The organism is Polynucleobacter tropicus, from assembly GCF_013307225.1.
In the GTDB taxonomy this organism is placed as follows: Bacteria; Pseudomonadota; Gammaproteobacteria; order Burkholderiales; family Burkholderiaceae; genus Polynucleobacter; species Polynucleobacter tropicus.
Genome location: NZ_CP028942.1, coordinates 575,729 through 592,150, shown reverse-complemented (window position 1 = coordinate 592,150; position 16,422 = coordinate 575,729). Strand labels below are relative to the sequence as shown.

The following is a 16,422-nucleotide window of genomic DNA, read 5'->3' as shown; positions in this document are numbered from 1 at the left end:
CTTAGTAGATTGGCTCTTAACGACCAATGTTGATTGCATCATCAATTAGGGTTGCTGCCATCACTTTAGTTGCCTGTGATACTGCAGAGTATTGACGTTGCAACACCATCAGCCTTACCAATTCTTCCGTGAGATCAACGTTGGACTGCTCAACCGCCTTAGATCTGATTGCACCCAATGTGCCATCACCTGGGAAACTCAGCAACGGATCACCGGAGGCGGATGAAGCTTCATAAGTATTGTTTCCGTTAGGAATCAATCCCTCTAAATTGTTGAAGTACGCCAAAATCACCTGGCCCTTCACTACCGATTTACCGTTGTCATATTGTGCGACAAGCTTTCCGCTGTTATCGATATTGAAAGAAGCTAATTGTGAAGTTGCGGACCCATCTTGATCGTTTGCATAGGTCTGACCAGCAGATGAATACGCAGTCATGTTGGTGCTCTTCAAAGTAAATTGAACAACACCGCCATTGTTAGTTTGACCCCACCCGTTACCTGATCCGCCTGATGCATCAATTTTGAATTGAGTATCAAATTGCGGCGTACCAAAGGCATCACGTGACAATGAATCCAAATCCTTTCCACCCACAAATGCTACTGTTCCCAAGGATGTCTGCTCATCTGTCAAGATTCCGCCAATTTTTACCTTGGTAATTGCTGCTCCAGATGCATCTTGCCCAACTGGATTTCCATCCAATGTTGCAAACACTGAGTAACGATCTACGTTCACCACGTATTGCGGTGTTCCGTTTCCTGCCTCACTTATTTGCGTTAGAGATAAATTTGTACCATCGGTTAATTTAAGGTTATAAGTAGAGCCTCTTGTGCCTTGACCAGCAGCAATCTGTGTATTTAAGCCACCAATTGCAACTGCAAAACCAGAGCCTGTACCCCCTACCGAGTTTGCATTAACACTCAAAGAGTCAGTAGCGGCATAACCTGTGCCACCATCTGTCAATGTAACTTTTGTAACAAGACCATTTGAAATAACAATTGTTGCCTTTGCACCAAATCCTGTTGATGAGCCAGTCAGAGGAACATCCTCGTAAATACCATCTGTATAGCCTGTACCAGCATTTGATGGTGAGGTTGCTAGCGTTTTAATACCCGCCCTTTTCGAAGCTACGGATACTGCAAACCCTGTTCCCGCCCCATTAGGACCAATACTTGAAGCGGATATCGTTAGATTGTCATTTGGCAAATAGCCAGTACCGCCCTTTGTCAAAACAACGCTAGTGACTACCCCGCTGGAATTAACTGTTACGTTTGCTCTAGCACCTGTTCCACTGCCACCTGATAGAGGCACATTGTTATATGTGATTCCAGATGGGCCATGGCCCGCAGTATTCGCCAATAAGGTTACTCCCGCGACCCCTCCTGCAGTTACAGAGGCTTGAGCAGTTAAGGCTGCAGGGGTCCCATAGTTGCCAATTGAGCTATTGGCGATTGTCAATGTCTCGCCATTTGTATATCCAGTTCCTGCATTGGTAACCGTATAAATTGATGCATCACCATTTGCATTCACAATGACAGTTGCTCTTGCCGTATTGCTACCACTACTTCCCCCAACCAAAGGAACGTTTGTGTAAGTTGTGGCGCCATATCCGCTACCACCAGTAATACTAAATGCGCCAATACCATCAGTGATTGTTGTGGCAACTGGTATTGAAAAACCAGTTCCCGTACCACCGACCACATTCGGCATTACCGTCAAATAATCGCCTACCTGGTAACCCACACCAGATGATGTCAATGTTACGGTTGTAATGTTTCCACCTGCGCCAACAACAATGTTTGCCTTCGCACCCTGACCGGAGCCGCCAGACAAAGCCACATCTGAGTAAGTCCCAGGAAGATAGCCGGAGCCTCCAGTAATTCCACCAAATGTACCAATTTCGGAATCCAAAGACTCTGAACCACCGCTTACATATGTCAAGACTGCATTAGAAATGGTTTCCGTTGTTCCACCGGCAGCTGCTAGCGGTTTTGAACTAGTTGCAATTTTACTGGTTTGCTCTCCAGCGAGAGTTGTACCTAAATCCTGCTGCGGTGTAAATGTATAAGTAGTGCCCGTTCCATCACCCTGCAATACAAGGTTTGTGGAATGCATCTTTTTGTAGTAAACAGCCAATGTATGAGCTAAGCCTTTATCGTCATACACAGTCTGTGAGGTAGTTTGACTATAGCTAGTTGGCTCTGTTTTATTAAATGGATTACCGGTGATTGGATCAACTCGATTATCTAGGTTCAAATTGATATTTGAATTTTTAGTAGCTTGCTGTGCCAATGGCGATTGGTCCAATATCATCACAGACTTTGAGCTAGAAATAATTTTCCCGGACGCATCAGCAGGATATCCAACCAAGAACATTCCGTTTTCATTTACGATCCGATTCTTGTTATCAACTGCGAACTGGCCGTTACGGGTAAATTGAAATTTTGTTGGATTTTCGGTGGGCACTGTTCCGTCAACTGTCTTTGCCAACATAAACATACCTGGACCAGTAATAGCCATGTCGAGCGGGTTTTGCGTATTCACCACCGTGCCATAACTACCAGTTCTTCGAATTGCCATGCGATAAGCACCCATACCGGCACGATCAACAGACTGAGGATCTTGAGCTCTAAAGAATTGATCGGAGAACACATATTCCCCCGACTTATAACCCACTGTTTGAGCGTTAGAAATATTATTACTGGTAACGTCAATTGCTTCGGAGGCTGACTTTAATCCTGATAATCCGATCCCGTATCCCATTTTGATTCCTTTTGTCTATCTATGTTTGTTCTATTTATTGCTACGATTTTGTTCTTAATTAACTAATCCACTGCTGTACATCCGAAGAATTTACAGTTCTGCCATCGAGGAGATTGAGTACCGCATCACCATTTGAACCTTTGGTTACGGAGGCAACTGCGGATGCTACATATGCCGTTGGATTTTCCGTGGCATTATCTGCATTCTTACCCGAGAGGTTTAAGTAATACATGCCAGCTGAAACTGTATTGCCATTAGCATCCTTACCATTCCAAACAAAGTTAGTCATGCCCGCATTCACATTACCAAGGTCGACACTATTGACCACATTGCCACTTGCATCAGTAATCGTTGCTACAACTGATTTCAACGGATTCGTTGCATTGGCACCAAGCATCACTTGATTTGTGCCATCAAAGGCAATTCCATTACCCGCTACTACTGGGCTATGGCCAATCAATGCAGCTTGATTCATAAAGTTCACGCTCTGCATTTGTGCAAGCATGGCAGTCATTGATGTATTCATGTTACCCATGCTGCTCACCATATTGAGCTGCGACATTTGCGACGTCATTGTCGACGCATCCATTGGTGACATGGGATCTTGGTTTTGGATCTGTGCAATCAATAACTTCAAAAAGTTTTGCGTTTGTTCAGCAGCAGTGCCACCTGTAGTTGAGTTCGTGGTTGCATCAGCAGGCTTATTAGCCGTAGCTGGGTCATAAACTCTGATTCCACTTAATGGATTGGTTGCCATGATTTTCTCTTTCTCTTACTTTTCAGGTGCTACTGTTTACTTACCTAAATCCAGGGTCTTTAACATCAACTGACGCGAGACATTCATTGCCTCCACGTTCATCTGATAAGAGCGAGATGCAGAAATCATGTTCACCATCTCCTCTACTGGATTAACGTTTGGCATTTCTACATAACCAGCCGCATTTGCTTTTGGGTGTCCAGGGCGATACTCAATGCGCATCGGAGCATTGCTCTCAATAATTTTGCTGACCTCAACACCGGCGCCAGGCTGTCCTGGTTTATATACAGAACTAAACTCAACCTGACGCGCACGATAAGGACGGCCATCAGGACCGGATACGCTTTCTACGTTGGCAATATTGGAGGCAGTGGTATTCAAGCGCATAGATTGCGCTGTCAGCCCAGTAGACCCAATATCAAAGGCGCCCAATAAACTCATGAAGCTTGTCCTGTAATCGCTGACATACGTGCGCGAATCGTACTACCCAACATGTTTAATGCAGACTCAGTAAATACTGAGTTTTTAGTAAATTCGCTCAGCTCAATATCACCATCGACCGTATTGCCATCCATGGATGGTTGATTCGGGATGCGGTAGAGCAAACGGGGGTCTTCCTGAGGCACCTTTCCTGGAATATGCGCTGAATTAGTAGTTGCCAATTCAATTGCATTAGAAGGAGCAACACCCTCTAATTGAGCCTTCAGTACGTCAGCAAAGCGGATATCCCTGGCCTTAAAGCCTGGAGTATCTGAATTTGCCAAATTGTTACCCAGCACTTGTTGACGGAAAGTCCGCAATTTAAATGCGGTTTCGCCAAAAGTAAGTGGGTCGTACTGCGGCACTGCGTTCATTTAATCTCCTCCCTATTCGGGGACGATAAAACCTAAGGGGAAAGTCCTCAGGTATGAATATGCAAAGACCGTGCCAGATTTAACTATTTATGGATATAAATGTAAGGGCCAACCCATGTGGGTTTGCTTAACGGGAAGCCTAAAAGTGAAAACTGAGGCGAAAATAGCAAAAAGCCCTATTTCTAGGGCTTTTTAAATGAGGGTGGCAAATTTTGCCGTTTTAGCAGATTGCCCCGAAACTAATCAGGCAAAACCTGCCAAAACAGACATGGGGTGTTAACTAACTACCCTTGGTTTCCTTGATTAAGCGATCGCCCTTAGGCTGCAAAGGGCGAGCATTCATTGGATAGATGCGATCAAAGTTCTTAACCTGCTCTTCGCTTACATAAATCGGGTTTTTCATCACAAACCACAGCACGTTCTCGCTGCATGGAGGTGTTGTTAAAGAACCCATATAGGTGAAATAACTTCTGTCGGCTGGTAGCAACTGATTCACATCGATCATGACTCCAGGGCTTTCTGTCTTACCTTTTACCAATGGAACATTGTTCCAGAGGGTCTGAATCATCGGATTTTCTTTGCCAGCATCACTACCAAACCATGACTTTTTAGCTGAACCAAGCGTTTTAGTATTCATCAAAACACCTACGACAGCGAGGCTGCCGTCGTAATGCTGATGAACCAAGTGCACCACCATATCGGTCCGCTCACCATTAATAGCTTCTTCGCTAGGCTTATGGAAGTGGAACTGAACAAGACGATATTGGCGGCCATCAACCAATAAATTACTGCCCTCACCATAATTGACCATTACAGTGTGCCCGTTATCAACAATGGACAAAGGAGATGGTCTGTACAAGAACTCTAAAGGAGGAAGCTCAGCTTTTACTGCTCGATCCACATTGATATTAATTGGGGACTGGGTTTTGCCTGTTGAGCAGGCCAAATTGGCTTTACTCAGATTGCCCCAGTTTTCAGGACCGCCAGGGCCATCTACATAAGACCAATGCACATCATGGGCGTCATGCGAATCTTTTTCGGAAGGCTTTGCAGCTGCTTTGGCAACTTTCGGCTTCTCAGCGGTCTTAGACTCGCTAGGAGCCGCACCCGCAGGCAAATCACCGGTGCGAATGACGATATCACCAGAACCCTTGCTGATTTTGTCAAACAAGGCTTTACTCATTTGGTCATCGCCTGAAGCTGCCGGCACGGCTGGCTTTGCCTTTGGCGTAGCTGGCGCCGCAGCAGCCGCAGCTGGCGCAGGAGCGTCGTGTGAATCGCTTGAAATAGCGTTGCCTGCAACCAGCATGGCTGCTAGAGCACCCATCACGGCAATAAAACGAGAATGTAGATTATTGGTTTTCATAGGTTTGCTAACGGCTTTTATAAAAATAATGTTTATATTGCCATATAAATCAATGCTTAAGACAACTTCTTAAGCATATTTAAAGGTTATTGGCCAGCAGACTTCTTTGGAGCAGCCCTTTTAGTAGGTGTGACTACTGGTGTTGAAGCAGCATTATTTACGCCTCCACCGGGCAATACGTCAATTACCGGTGAACTGCTTCGAGAAAACATCCACTCGCATTTCATTAATCCTGCGGTATCTTGCCTACTTTCCAGTGGAGTGGACTGCTTCAAAGCTACCTCTAAAGCCTCATCCGTGGGTGGCGGAGTCAAGTCATTACTAGTGGCCCATCTCAGAAACCGTTGATACCAGCCTTGCTTTGGCATTCTTCCTGGATCGGCATAAAAGTTCGAGCTACAGATTTGTAGACGGCGCTCAATCTCGCTGGCGGCCATGTAGTAGCCATCTACCAAAATATTCGCAACGCTGGCATTGCATCGAGCCCACGCGGCTAATTCAATCTTAGAGCCTGTAGTACTTCCACCAGACGGCTTATCCGCTACCAAAGAATTAATTTCGCAAATCATTCTTTTGCCACGAATTTGCAATCTCTTGCAAATATCAGAGCCGCTTTCTGCATATGGATTGCTTGGGCTTGATGGAGGGAGGGGATATTTCAATTCACAATCTTCTGGACCTGTTGGCGCCTGGTCTAGTGAATTTTGATTTAATTTATTTTTTTGCGCAGCCGTAAGCCCCTCTTCCACAGAGCCGTTCAATGGAACTTCCGAGTTCGCCTGCGCATTTGCAAATGAGCTAAAGCTTGTGGCAAATAAAAATAAGCTGATAGCCAATAAATGAGAGAAGGATTTATTTTGCATAAGGAGTCTCTACGCCTTGGCGAATAAGTTGCATGGGGTTTTCAAGGGAACGCTCCAAAACGATTTGCAAGTCTGGAAGAATCATAAAAATAACTAAGAATGCTAAAGGAATGCTAACAGCAAAGCCCACGGAGAACAAATTCATCTGAGGGCTAGTTCTTCCCAAAAATGCCTGCGTTAAGTTAAACATCATGTAGACCAACAAAATAGGCATGGAAAGAATCAAGCCCAATCGAAACGATGCCGACACCAAATCCACCACACCTTTGGACGACCACGCACTTGGCCATTGCCCCACAGGTATCGTTTTAAAGCTGTGCAAAATAATGTCGATCAATACCAAATGAATATTTAAAGCAAATGCCAGAGCAATGACAATTAAACCTAAAAACTGTCCTACCAAACCGGAGTCAAGTGTGGGATCACGAAAGTACGTTGAGGCAAAACTAAAGCCCGCCTGAAATGACAACACCTCAGCTGCAATATCAACCACCATAAAGCCAATTCGAATTACAAAACCAATAAATGCACCGATGGCTAATTCAATAATCGATGCAAAGAAAGTAATGCTACCCGGACTAGGAATTTTTTCACCACCGACCAAAGGCATCACATAAAAAGCAAATGACAATGCAATCAATAATCGGAATTGCATCGGCAGTGATCTGAAAGCAAACATCGGAGTGGTTAAAAAAATACCAAAGACTCGCAGCGAAGCAAACATAAAAATTGCCATGTACTGCTCAATTTGCAGACCTGTGATGGTCAGCATAATTTAGTTCACCAAACCCGGAATACGGGCAAAGAGCTCTTTAATGTAATCAGTGAACAATGACAGAGTTACTGGGCCGATAAGCAAAACAACCACACCAAAAACAATGAGCTTGGGAACAAAGGCAACGGTGGATTCATTCACGGAAGTGGCAGCCTGCAAAATACCAATCACCAAACCAATTACTAACAGCGCCATCAGTATTGGGCCTGCCAACACCGCCGCCATGCGCAGAGCCTGGTATACCAAATCGATAATGACTCCGCTTTCCATAGCGCCTAGTTAATGTAGCTTTGCACTAGTGAAGTAGATAACAAGGCCCAGCCATCAGCTAAAGCAAAAACAATCAACTTGAGCGGCAGCGAAAACATCATGGGCGATACCATCACCATACCAAGCGAAGTCAAAATGCTGGCTACGGCAAAGTCAATCACCAAGAATGGCAAATAAATAACAAAGCCTATTAAGAATCCCGTTTTAATTTCTGAGATAGCGAATGCTGGAATTAGGACCGTGAAAGGCACGTCTTCACGCGCCTCAATTTCTTTTCCATAAAGCTTGGCAAATAAATTTAAATCATCTCGGCGCGTTTGCTTGAGCATGAACTCTTTAAGCGGCTTAGCACCCACTTCCACCGCCTGAGGAAATCCCATCTTGCCCGCAGAATATGGTTGATATGCATTTTTGTATATCGAATCAAACACCGGATTCATGATGAACAAAGTCAGGAAAAATGAAAGGCCAATCAATACAATGTTTGGCGGCATAGTTGTTAAACCCAAGGCCTGACGCAATAAAGAAAAAACAATCAAGATCCGAGTAAAGCTTGTCATTAAGACAAGCGCTGCTGGCAAAAAGCTTAACGCCGTTAAAGCTAAAACCGTTTCAACTGGAACTGCATAAATAGTGCCACCGCCGCCCTGCTTTGCAGTAACCAAAGGCAGTGTTTGACTCCACGCAACTAAAGGAAACAGCCCAATAAGGGCTGTGATTGCAAACGACCACCAGAATATTTTGCGCTTCAACCTAGCTTCCTTTTTACAAACTGTCGCAAGTTGTTTGCAAAATCAGCACTTGCAACCTGTGGTTTTAGATTGGCCACATCCTCAGGCTCCAATTCAGTAATTAGCGAAATTTGTGATGGCGTATGACCCACCACCAAAATTCGATTCAATACATTAAGGACAACTACACGCTCTCTCGGACCCAAGGCTTGTTGCGCCAAAATCTTGACATGCGGATTGCTGGCGCGCATCGCTGAATCGCGCTTGACCAAAAATGCTACAACCCAAATGAGAGCTGCAGCAAGGGCAAGCCAAATAAACGAGAAGAGCAACATACCTCCCACTGAGGAGCCCATGCCGATTAGCGGTTGATTTTGCGAAGTCGTTCAGCAGGTGTAACGATATCGGTCAAACGAATACCGTAGCGATCGTTGACAATGACCACCTCACCCTGAGCTACCAAACAACCATTGACCACAACCTCTAGTGGTTCACCCGCCAAGATGTCGAGCTCGATAACTGAACCGTAAGTGAGATTGAGCAAGTTACGGATTTGCATTTTGGCGCGACCAAGTTCAACTGTGACCTGAACCGGAACATCCATCACCAAGTCAATTTCGTTGAAATCAGCACCCGCTCTAGCGCCATCTTCTAAATTATTAAAGGTGGCTTTACGTAATGATCCGGATACGTCAGTGCTGGTAAGCGATTTCGCTAAATCATTGTCATTTTCAGCCATCGTAATCCTCTTATTCTTCGCCTTCTTTATGCGTTAGGGCCATCTGGCATTAGGCCATCAGCTATGGTACTAATTGTATCTCCAGCAGGCATAGAGCCTAAATTTTCTGGGTGGCTTTGACTGCCTTCAGGTAACTGCTCATAAAGCTCGCCCTTTTCAGCGCTACGCATCATGCTTGGCCCTAGGCGGGCACTTTCTAATGGGCTCTTTAAGAACTCCGCAGGGTGCTGTATGGTTCCCACTTTTACAGAGTACCGTCCGTCTTTGGTGCCATATTGCCCCTTGATCACTGGCAAACCGTCTACATAGACAGTAACCGGATCATTAATTTCAATCGGAATAATATCGCCCACAGATAGAGAGGTTACTTCCCGCAAAAGCATTTGCTTGCGCGCAAGAACCGCCACAGCAGTAACAGGGGCTTCGTGAACCTGATCATTAAGAAGGTCGGTCCAATGCTGGTCTGGCTCAGTCGCAAAACCTTGCATATTGTTATACAAAATACTCTTAACAGGCTCTAGTACCCAAAATGGAATACATAAATCGATATCACCTGGGCGACCGTTAATCTCAATCGTGAATTTAGAATGCAACACCATCTCACCAGGAGAGGTGATTTTTGCAAAACCAAAGTTGGTTTCTTGACGCATGAAGTCAAACTTAATTTCATAAACAGACTTCCATGCTTTTTCATATTCATTCAAAAAAGCATCAACTAGACGGCGAATAATGCGTAACTCTGTAGCGGTATATTCACGCAAGTTTAAGCGTGGAGCCAAACGCCCTTCCCCGCCAAACATATTGTCAATTGCGATGTACACAACACCTGGATCAACAATCCAGCAACCCACACCCCTCAATGGACGAATACCAACAATATTAATGTTGGTACGCTCTGGGAATTCATCTACGAATTTTTGATAGCTCTTCACAATCGGAAGATGCATTTGCACCTCAATCGGCGCACGAATCATATTAAAGAGTGTTAAGCGAACCGCACGACTAAAGCGCTCATGAATAAGCTCCAAAGTCGGCATGCGGCGCCGAGCAATAATTTTCGATTTGTCAAACATTGCACGCTGATCTTCAGCGTCAATATTCATCTCGACATTTATTTCCTCTGCCGCCATGATTTCCTAAATGGACTTTCTAAAGTGGTTGATTACTGCATCACAAAAGAACTAAACAACACTGCCTGCACTGGCAAATCCATTTCAGTCACATTCCAAAATTCTGCTGCCGCTCTAGCCGCTTCACCGGTAATCTTTTGACCCGATGAAGTTTCTTTTGGTACGGCACCAATACGCTCTAGATTTTGCATATCGGCTGTGCCTGGTTGCTGCTGCAACACATAAATAGCAGTCAGTTGTGGCGCAATAATAGAGTTAATCACCAAGGCGATTTCGCGGGCCATCATCACTTTACCCTCAACCGTTGCCAATTCTTGCATTTGCCGTGAAGATAAAACGGTAATGATCTTATCGCGAATCACAGGCATGAAATTCTTAATCTTGCCTTCAGTTGAAGAATCATTAGTGCGTAAAACAATTTTGGTTTGTAAATAGTGCTCGCCACCACGACCAGGCAAGTTCACCACCATTTCTTCCAAAGGAATATAGATAGGAGGCGCATTTTCTTTGCGCTCCATCAATTGTTTTTTAAGAATATTTTCTGGGCGCTTGGCTTCTTCTTCGAGGCGATGCTTTTCCTCGGCAGAATGCTTCATATACATATAGCCACCAACACCACCAGCTATCAAAACTACCAAAGCAATAATGATTAGCAGCTTGCCTTTGCCTTTTGGCTTTGGTGCTTCTTCATCAGAATCATGACCACCCGCAGGAGCAGCAACAGCTGCCTGTGGGGCAGCTGCGTTTGGATCTAAGGTAGGTTCAACGCGCTCTTCATCAGCCATTACTAATCCTCTTTACTCAATAGTATCAAGCATACAGGTGAACTGCACCGCTATTACCCCTATTATCACCTGAACCGATAGAATTGACTGAGATTGAAGGGCTTAAGCCTTGATTATTTGAAGAAACGATGTTGTAGCCTGGCTGACGTCCGCCAAAAGAGGCTTGATCACGCATTTGCTGAGACTGACTGCCCTGTCTTAAATCTAGAGATAAGTTAAGCCCCATTTGGGCAAACTCATTCTTCAGGTTTTGGCCACCTTGATCTAAACGGGACTTAGTTGCGTCACTAGCACCCTCAACAATTAAATGGGCTTGCCCAGCGGAATTGATGCGCAAATCAATTCGGATAGTGCCTTGCTCAGGAGGAGTTAGCTCCAGCATAATTCTGCCGCCACCGGATTTAGCAGCGCTCATAACTTCAGAATGCAATGGGCCTGAAGCCAAGGAAACTTCGGAGGCTTTTAACTCCATCTTTTGGGCTGCAGCCGAATGACCGTCAATCCTTGCAAGGCCACTATTGCTATTAGCTGATAACGCATTTAGATCGGGCTGATCTTTAGGGTTTTGAGTAGTCAACTTGTCTACCTGACCAGACTCAGCGGCCTCGCCTTGATCTTTCGTCATAGCCGATACAGCTTCGTCAATCAATGAACCTGGCTTTGCTCCGTAATTCTTATCACCAACCGCATTAAAGGCAAGAGGACCATCTATAGCCTTGCCCTTTGGTAATTTATCGACGGCAGTAGTCATAACCTGAACTTGCTTGCCCTCGGTTAAGTTCTGGATTGTTGTTGCTTTCGTGGGATCAACTGTTCCAGCCTGAAGCGTGGCATCGGTCTGGACCCCAAGCAACTTAATACCGGACGACTGGTCATTACCCTGACTAATAAGGTTCGTTAATTGCGTCTGAAGTTCAGGCGGAAGGCTAATGCCGTTTTTCTGAGCAAATGCTTGAATCGCGCTCGCAATCTGAGCTGGCGTTTGGCTATTTGCTTGAGTTTGACCGTTCTGAGCGCCGCCACCTTGCAAAGACTGCAACAAAGCAGCTACCTGACTTTGCATCATCGCATCTGGTGTTTGCCCGCTAGCTTTCATTGCCTTGGTTAAGGCCTGACTAATAAGAGCCGCTTGTTTAGCGTCGATTTGCTGACCCATTTGACCCATCAAGGACATTAAGTCCATACTTGAACCATTTGATTGCGCGCCCAGACTAGCCATCAATGCCTCGACACTCATGGACTGATTCGATGCTCCACTAAGCGACACTTGGTTTGTCGCATTAGATGCTTGTATTACCGCATTCTGAGCCGCTAAGCTTTGAGCAGCTAGTTGAGCCATTAAAAGCTGTAATGGATCGGAATTTTTTGCAGGGTCAGAGGCGTTTTGACCTAAAGTAGGCAAATTTTGCCCCTTTAGCACCCCTGGTAATGCACTTTGATTGGCCAAACGATCAGAATCACCTCTAGCACTAAGGCGCGCCATTTGACTTTGATCTAAGGCCGCCAAGAAAGCCTCGAAGCCACCAGGCGTAGCAGAGCTGCCAGGCGTAGAGCCGGGCTTAGCCATAGCGTTATTTACGCTATTAGCTGCTGCTTGCATCCGAATTTGACTTACTGTTGGCATAGCCTCTCCAAAAGGAACACTTCTTACTATGCATCTTTCGTGCCAGAATTCACATTCAGTCTTGCAGCGTAGTTATCTTCAAACTGGTTCATCTCCGCCTTAGCCTTCTTCTGCCTGGCTTCATGCCGTTTTTTCTCGACCAATTTTGTTAGTCCGCGGGTGCGCATTCTGGCCTGGGTAGCAGTCATCAGAGTCTCTTCAGAGGCTCTAGATAGCCCTTGAATTTGCCCATCCATCTCAACTGAGCTTTGTATCAACTTTTCCCTAAATGCGTTAGCATCCTGAATAAAAGAGATCGGCATGCTCTGAGTGGAGGCGGCGAGCACTTGACCTTCATACTCCTTTGCATACTCAAGAACTTGATTTTTAAAGGCTTTTGTCTGATTTACTTGCCCAGCAGCCCTTTTGGCTCTGGCCATAGCTTGATCCTCACGGATTTTTGCTAAGCGGAGTAAAAGCTCGATGGCAGACATTTGAGTGAAATCACCGTGTCATTAAATTACTGGGTTATTGGAGGCGCGATCTCAAACAATAACCTTTCGGTCTGATCAATGGGAATCGTCACTTCCGCATCTTGCTGCAAAAAGGCCTGAATTTTTGGCCAGGCGGCTAAGGCCGCATCCAAGTCTGGATCCGTGCCAGCAATATAAGCGCCCATAGAAACCAGATCCCTACCACGCATATAGCGACTATATAACTGCTTTAAGCGACGCGCCGACAATAAATGCTCTTTTGAAACTACTTTTGGCATGACACGAGAAATCGACTTCTCTACGTCAATCGCTGGGTAGTGGCCGCTATCAGCCAATTCTCTAGAAAGGAAAAAGTGGCCATCCAAAATACCTCGAGCGGTATCGGCCACTGGATCATTTGTGTCATCACCTTCTAAAAGCACCGTATAGAACGCTGTAATCGATCCATTAGGATTGGCGCCATTACCAACGCGCTCGACAAGCTCAGGCATTCTGGCGAAAACGCTTGGTGGATAACCGCGAGCAACGGGCGCCTCACCTAAGCTCAAACCAATTTCCCTCAAAGACATGGCGTATCGCGTTAATGAATCCACAATTAACACCACATGCTTACCTTGATCACGAAACCAAATTGCTACGTCAGTCGCATACGAAGCACCTTTGGATCTAGCAAGCGGCGAAGCATCTGCTGGGGCTGCTACGACAACCGCCCTCTTGAAAGATTCTGGGCCTAAAGTATCTTCACAAAATTCTCTTACTTCGCGACCACGCTCACCCACTAGACCGATGACGATCACATCAGCAACACAATTACGCGCCAGCATTCCCAGAAGAACACTCTTGCCAACGCCAGAGCCAGCAAAGATTCCAACACGCTGACCACGACCAACTGTTAATAAACCATTGACCGCTTGAATACCAACATCCAAAGGCTCATGAATCGGAGTTCTGTCTAATGGATTTAATGTTCTCTGAATATAAGGTGTAAGTTGTTTTTCACCATAACCTTTGCCATCGATTGGACGCCCAAGACCATCAACCACTCTACCCAATAAATCTTCACCAATGGGAAGCGGATCACCAATGCTATTTGAGGTGTAACCACTTCCAGAATTAAATGGAGTATTGGTTGGGTAAACGAGCGCACCTGGAGAGATACCATCCATCGCATCAATTGGCATTAGATAAGTAATTGCGCCATTAAAGCCAATGCACTCAGCATCATAAGTTTTGCCACCCAGCTCAGAGAGTATGGTGGCACCAGCGCCAATGCTCATTGGCAAACCTTCTACCTCAAGCACGATGCCAGAGACTCGCTTTAACTTTCCTTCGCGAATCGATAGTGGCGTTTCAAGCAAATGCTGTTTGCGCATCTCTAACTGATTTGCTAATTCAGCCGGCTGCAAATGACTCACTCTGGTTTTACCTCGTCGCCCGCAGCAGAGTCATCTTGATAAGCATCTTCAATCTCTTGATACCCAAGGGCTGCTTCATTTTCTTGCGAGTTTAAATCCTGCACACCTAAATCTTGCTCGCTTGAATCTCGATCTAATCCAAGAGCAGCTCTCACCAATGCAATCCGCGCTTGCTGACCAACATCAATGCGCGCACCACTTACTTCAACATAAGCATGGCCAGGATTTACATCCGCATCAACTAATATCGTGCAATTAAATGGCAGGCCAGGATCATCCACAATTTTTTTCCAGGTCTCAACCTCTTCTGCATTTAGACGAAGATACAGATTTTCACCTGGGCGAGGCAATCGCATGAGCGCCTCTTGAACGGACGCAACAAATGGCGCTCGCTCCATGGAGACGTTAGCCGCCAATCGCGATGCTGTTTCGTAGGTAAATTCAATCAAAGGTTGCGCAATTGCTTCAGGCATTCCCCTTAGCGCTTCTAGCAATTTTCCAAGAGCATCTTGCAAACGTTTTGTTTCGCTATCCGCATCGGCATAGCCCCGCTCGTAACCTTCGCGGTAGCCAGATTCTTTTCCTTCTTTGTACCCAGCATCGCGGCCTTCCACAAAGCCTTGGTTATTTCCTAATTCGTAAGCTTCTTTGTAGGCACTTTCTCGAATAGCCTCAACTTCTTCAACCGTAGGGTAAAGAACGGGCGGAGCCTTTGGGGGCTTTGGGGGCTTTGGAGGATCAAAGGAGGGCGGCTCCCACCTCGTCAGCAGAGAGTCCTCATCAGAGGAAGGCATCGGCTGACTTGCCCCTTTCCATAATCATGCGGCCTTCTTCTGCCAGAGTACGTGCGATGCGAATAACTTCCTTTTGCATCTCTTCGACTTCTTGCACCTTGACTGGTGGGCGTGTCTCGAGATCTTCGCGCACGCCATCGGCAGCACGCTTGGCCATATTCTTGAATAGCTTCTCGCGTAACTTTGGACTTGCGCCCTTGAGAGCCATAACCAAGGTTTCTTGAGGAACTTCCAAGAGCAAGGTTTGCAAAGAACGGTCTTCGATGTCGTTGAAGTCTTCGAACACGAACATCTTTTCTTGAATAGCATCAGCCAATTCAGCATTGAAGTCATGAATCGTTTTGAGCGCTTGCTTATCAAGGCCGCCAGAAAGCATATTCAGAATTTCGGCAGTAGGCACGACGCCACCGACAGTACTTCTACGGAAGTCTGCATCTGGACCAGCAGAACGCGACATCACCTCGTTCAATTCTTTCAGAGCAGCAGGTTGGACTTTTTCTAACAAGGCGATACGCAAAATCAGTTCGTTACGCAAATCGTCTGGGAAGAGCTTCAATACTGAAGCGGCTTGACCAGGCTCCAAGAACACCATCACGGTTGCAACAATCTGTGGATGCTCACCCTTAATCATCTCATAGAGAACATCCGGCTCCATCCGCTTGAGCGTTTCAATACCAGACATATCTAGCGTTGATTCGAGACGACCAAGCAAATCAGATGCGCCTTCTGCACCCATCGCTTTTGTAAGCATGTTCTGCATAAAGTCGTCGGTATCAAACGCTACTTGAGAGTTATTCTCTGTGACATCTTTAAACTGGCGTAGCACTTGCAATACCAAATCACGACTGAGTGAGCGCACCACAGCCATCTTTCCTGACAGTCTTTGCACTTCAAACGGCGTCATCGTACGCAACACATTTGCTGCTGACTCCGCACCAACAGCGAGCAAAATCACAGCAGCACGAGAAGCACCATCAAGCTCTTCAAAGGTTAAAGCGCCTGTTTGGGTGGCGCCCTTAACGCCCTCTTTAAGTGCCTCCGCTATCGAGAGGCTTTTCGGTGCTTCGACTTCTTCATCAGCCATA

At 45.9% G+C, this 16,422-nt stretch carries 18 protein-coding genes; all 18 read right to left on the bottom strand.

The window, feature by feature from the left end; all coding sequences use genetic code 11:
• Window positions 1-16: 16 nt before the first annotated feature.
• The 18 genes from DCO17_RS03150 to fliG all read right to left on the bottom strand — a co-directional run bounded on the left by DCO17_RS03150 (window position 17) and on the right by fliG (window position 16,421).
• Window positions 17-2,761, bottom strand: coding sequence for a flagellar hook-basal body complex protein (locus DCO17_RS03150; RefSeq protein ID WP_173955354.1), 2,745 nt, complete (start codon window positions 2,759-2,761; stop codon window positions 17-19).
• Between the two features lie 58 nt (window positions 2,762-2,819).
• Window positions 2,820-3,518, bottom strand: coding sequence for a flagellar hook assembly protein FlgD (locus tag DCO17_RS03145; protein WP_173955353.1), 699 nt, complete (start codon window positions 3,516-3,518; stop codon window positions 2,820-2,822).
• A 36-nt stretch (window positions 3,519-3,554) separates the two neighbouring features.
• Entirely contained in the window at window positions 3,555-3,959 is a 405-nt protein-coding gene (gene flgC, locus DCO17_RS03140) for a flagellar basal body rod protein FlgC (protein ID WP_173955352.1), read from the bottom strand.
• The gene (gene flgB / locus DCO17_RS03135) at window positions 3,956-4,372 is read right to left on the bottom strand and encodes a flagellar basal body rod protein FlgB (protein ID WP_173955351.1); all 417 of its coding nucleotides are present in this window, start codon (window positions 4,370-4,372) and stop codon (window positions 3,956-3,958) included. Before flgB ends, flgC begins: the two co-directional genes overlap by 4 nt.
• A gap of 280 nt (window positions 4,373-4,652) precedes the next feature.
• A complete protein-coding gene (locus DCO17_RS03130; protein WP_254598806.1) occupies window positions 4,653-5,738 on the bottom strand; it encodes a carbonic anhydrase in 1,086 nt (361 codons plus the stop codon).
• Between the two features lie 86 nt (window positions 5,739-5,824).
• On the bottom strand, window positions 5,825-6,601 hold the full coding sequence (locus DCO17_RS03125) for a hypothetical protein (protein ID WP_173955350.1): 777 nt from the start codon (window positions 6,599-6,601) through the stop codon (window positions 5,825-5,827).
• Window positions 6,591-7,373 carry a flagellar biosynthetic protein FliR gene (locus tag DCO17_RS03120; RefSeq protein WP_173955349.1) on the bottom strand — a complete coding sequence of 261 codons (783 nt, stop codon included), beginning with the start codon at window positions 7,371-7,373 and terminating at the stop codon, window positions 6,591-6,593. The genes DCO17_RS03125 and DCO17_RS03120 overlap by 11 nt, the downstream gene beginning before the upstream one ends.
• 3 nt (window positions 7,374-7,376) lie before the next feature.
• Window positions 7,377-7,646 (bottom strand): flagellar biosynthetic protein FliQ, encoded by a 270-nt coding sequence (locus DCO17_RS03115; RefSeq protein ID WP_173955348.1) that lies wholly within the window; start codon window positions 7,644-7,646, stop codon window positions 7,377-7,379.
• A gap of 5 nt (window positions 7,647-7,651) precedes the next feature.
• The gene (gene fliP, locus DCO17_RS03110) at window positions 7,652-8,398 is read right to left on the bottom strand and encodes a flagellar type III secretion system pore protein FliP (protein ID WP_254598805.1); all 747 of its coding nucleotides are present in this window, start codon (window positions 8,396-8,398) and stop codon (window positions 7,652-7,654) included.
• Window positions 8,395-8,712, bottom strand: coding sequence for a flagellar biosynthetic protein FliO (gene fliO, locus DCO17_RS03105; RefSeq protein WP_173955347.1), 318 nt, complete (start codon window positions 8,710-8,712; stop codon window positions 8,395-8,397). Before fliO ends, fliP begins: the two co-directional genes overlap by 4 nt.
• Before the next feature lie 26 nt (window positions 8,713-8,738).
• Window positions 8,739-9,116 (bottom strand): flagellar motor switch protein FliN, encoded by a 378-nt coding sequence (fliN, locus tag DCO17_RS03100; RefSeq protein WP_173955346.1) that lies wholly within the window; start codon window positions 9,114-9,116, stop codon window positions 8,739-8,741.
• A gap of 26 nt (window positions 9,117-9,142) precedes the next feature.
• Complete coding sequence (gene fliM, locus DCO17_RS03095; RefSeq protein WP_173955345.1) at window positions 9,143-10,246, bottom strand: flagellar motor switch protein FliM; 1,104 nt, start codon at window positions 10,244-10,246, stop codon at window positions 9,143-9,145.
• Between the two features lie 32 nt (window positions 10,247-10,278).
• Entirely contained in the window at window positions 10,279-11,031 is a 753-nt protein-coding gene (locus tag DCO17_RS03090) for a flagellar basal body-associated FliL family protein (RefSeq protein WP_173955344.1), read from the bottom strand.
• 25 nt (window positions 11,032-11,056) lie between these two features.
• The gene (locus tag DCO17_RS03085) at window positions 11,057-12,655 is read right to left on the bottom strand and encodes a flagellar hook-length control protein FliK (protein WP_173955343.1); all 1,599 of its coding nucleotides are present in this window, start codon (window positions 12,653-12,655) and stop codon (window positions 11,057-11,059) included.
• A 26-nt stretch (window positions 12,656-12,681) separates the two neighbouring features.
• A complete protein-coding gene (locus DCO17_RS03080) occupies window positions 12,682-13,128 on the bottom strand; it encodes a flagellar export protein FliJ (RefSeq protein WP_173955342.1) in 447 nt (148 codons plus the stop codon).
• Window positions 13,129-13,154: 26 nt separating this feature from the next.
• Window positions 13,155-14,543, bottom strand: coding sequence for a FliI/YscN family ATPase (locus DCO17_RS03075; protein ID WP_217425440.1), 1,389 nt, complete (start codon window positions 14,541-14,543; stop codon window positions 13,155-13,157).
• Window positions 14,540-15,337 (bottom strand): FliH/SctL family protein, encoded by a 798-nt coding sequence (locus DCO17_RS03070; RefSeq protein WP_173955341.1) that lies wholly within the window; start codon window positions 15,335-15,337, stop codon window positions 14,540-14,542. Before DCO17_RS03070 ends, DCO17_RS03075 begins: the two co-directional genes overlap by 4 nt.
• On the bottom strand, window positions 15,324-16,421 hold the full coding sequence (fliG, locus tag DCO17_RS03065) for a flagellar motor switch protein FliG (protein ID WP_173955340.1): 1,098 nt from the start codon (window positions 16,419-16,421) through the stop codon (window positions 15,324-15,326). The genes DCO17_RS03070 and fliG overlap by 14 nt, the downstream gene beginning before the upstream one ends.
• Window position 16,422: the final 1 nt, after the last annotated feature.

Coding starts and splice junctions, on each gene's coding strand:
- DCO17_RS03150 (WP_173955354.1), bottom strand. CDS start 2,761: ATGGGATACGGGATCGGATTATCAGGATTAAAGTCAGCCTCCGAAGCA.
- DCO17_RS03145 (WP_173955353.1), bottom strand. CDS start 3,518: ATGGCAACCAATCCATTAAGTGGAATCAGAGTTTATGACCCAGCTACG.
- flgC (WP_173955352.1), bottom strand. CDS start 3,959: ATGAGTTTATTGGGCGCCTTTGATATTGGGTCTACTGGGCTGACAGCG.
- flgB (WP_173955351.1), bottom strand. CDS start 4,372: ATGAACGCAGTGCCGCAGTACGACCCACTTACTTTTGGCGAAACCGCA.
- DCO17_RS03130 (WP_254598806.1), bottom strand. CDS start 5,738: ATGAAAACCAATAATCTACATTCTCGTTTTATTGCCGTGATGGGTGCT.
- DCO17_RS03125 (WP_173955350.1), bottom strand. CDS start 6,601: ATGCAAAATAAATCCTTCTCTCATTTATTGGCTATCAGCTTATTTTTA.
- DCO17_RS03120 (WP_173955349.1), bottom strand. CDS start 7,373: ATGCTGACCATCACAGGTCTGCAAATTGAGCAGTACATGGCAATTTTT.
- DCO17_RS03115 (WP_173955348.1), bottom strand. CDS start 7,646: ATGGAAAGCGGAGTCATTATCGATTTGGTATACCAGGCTCTGCGCATG.
- fliO (WP_173955347.1), bottom strand. CDS start 8,712: ATGTTGCTCTTCTCGTTTATTTGGCTTGCCCTTGCTGCAGCTCTCATT.
- fliN (WP_173955346.1), bottom strand. CDS start 9,116: ATGGCTGAAAATGACAATGATTTAGCGAAATCGCTTACCAGCACTGAC.
- fliM (WP_173955345.1), bottom strand. CDS start 10,246: ATGGCGGCAGAGGAAATAAATGTCGAGATGAATATTGACGCTGAAGAT.
- DCO17_RS03090 (WP_173955344.1), bottom strand. CDS start 11,031: ATGGCTGATGAAGAGCGCGTTGAACCTACCTTAGATCCAAACGCAGCT.
- DCO17_RS03085 (WP_173955343.1), bottom strand. CDS start 12,655: ATGCCAACAGTAAGTCAAATTCGGATGCAAGCAGCAGCTAATAGCGTA.
- DCO17_RS03080 (WP_173955342.1), bottom strand. CDS start 13,128: ATGTCTGCCATCGAGCTTTTACTCCGCTTAGCAAAAATCCGTGAGGAT.
- DCO17_RS03070 (WP_173955341.1), bottom strand. CDS start 15,337: ATGCCTTCCTCTGATGAGGACTCTCTGCTGACGAGGTGGGAGCCGCCC.
- fliG (WP_173955340.1), bottom strand. CDS start 16,421: ATGGCTGATGAAGAAGTCGAAGCACCGAAAAGCCTCTCGATAGCGGAG.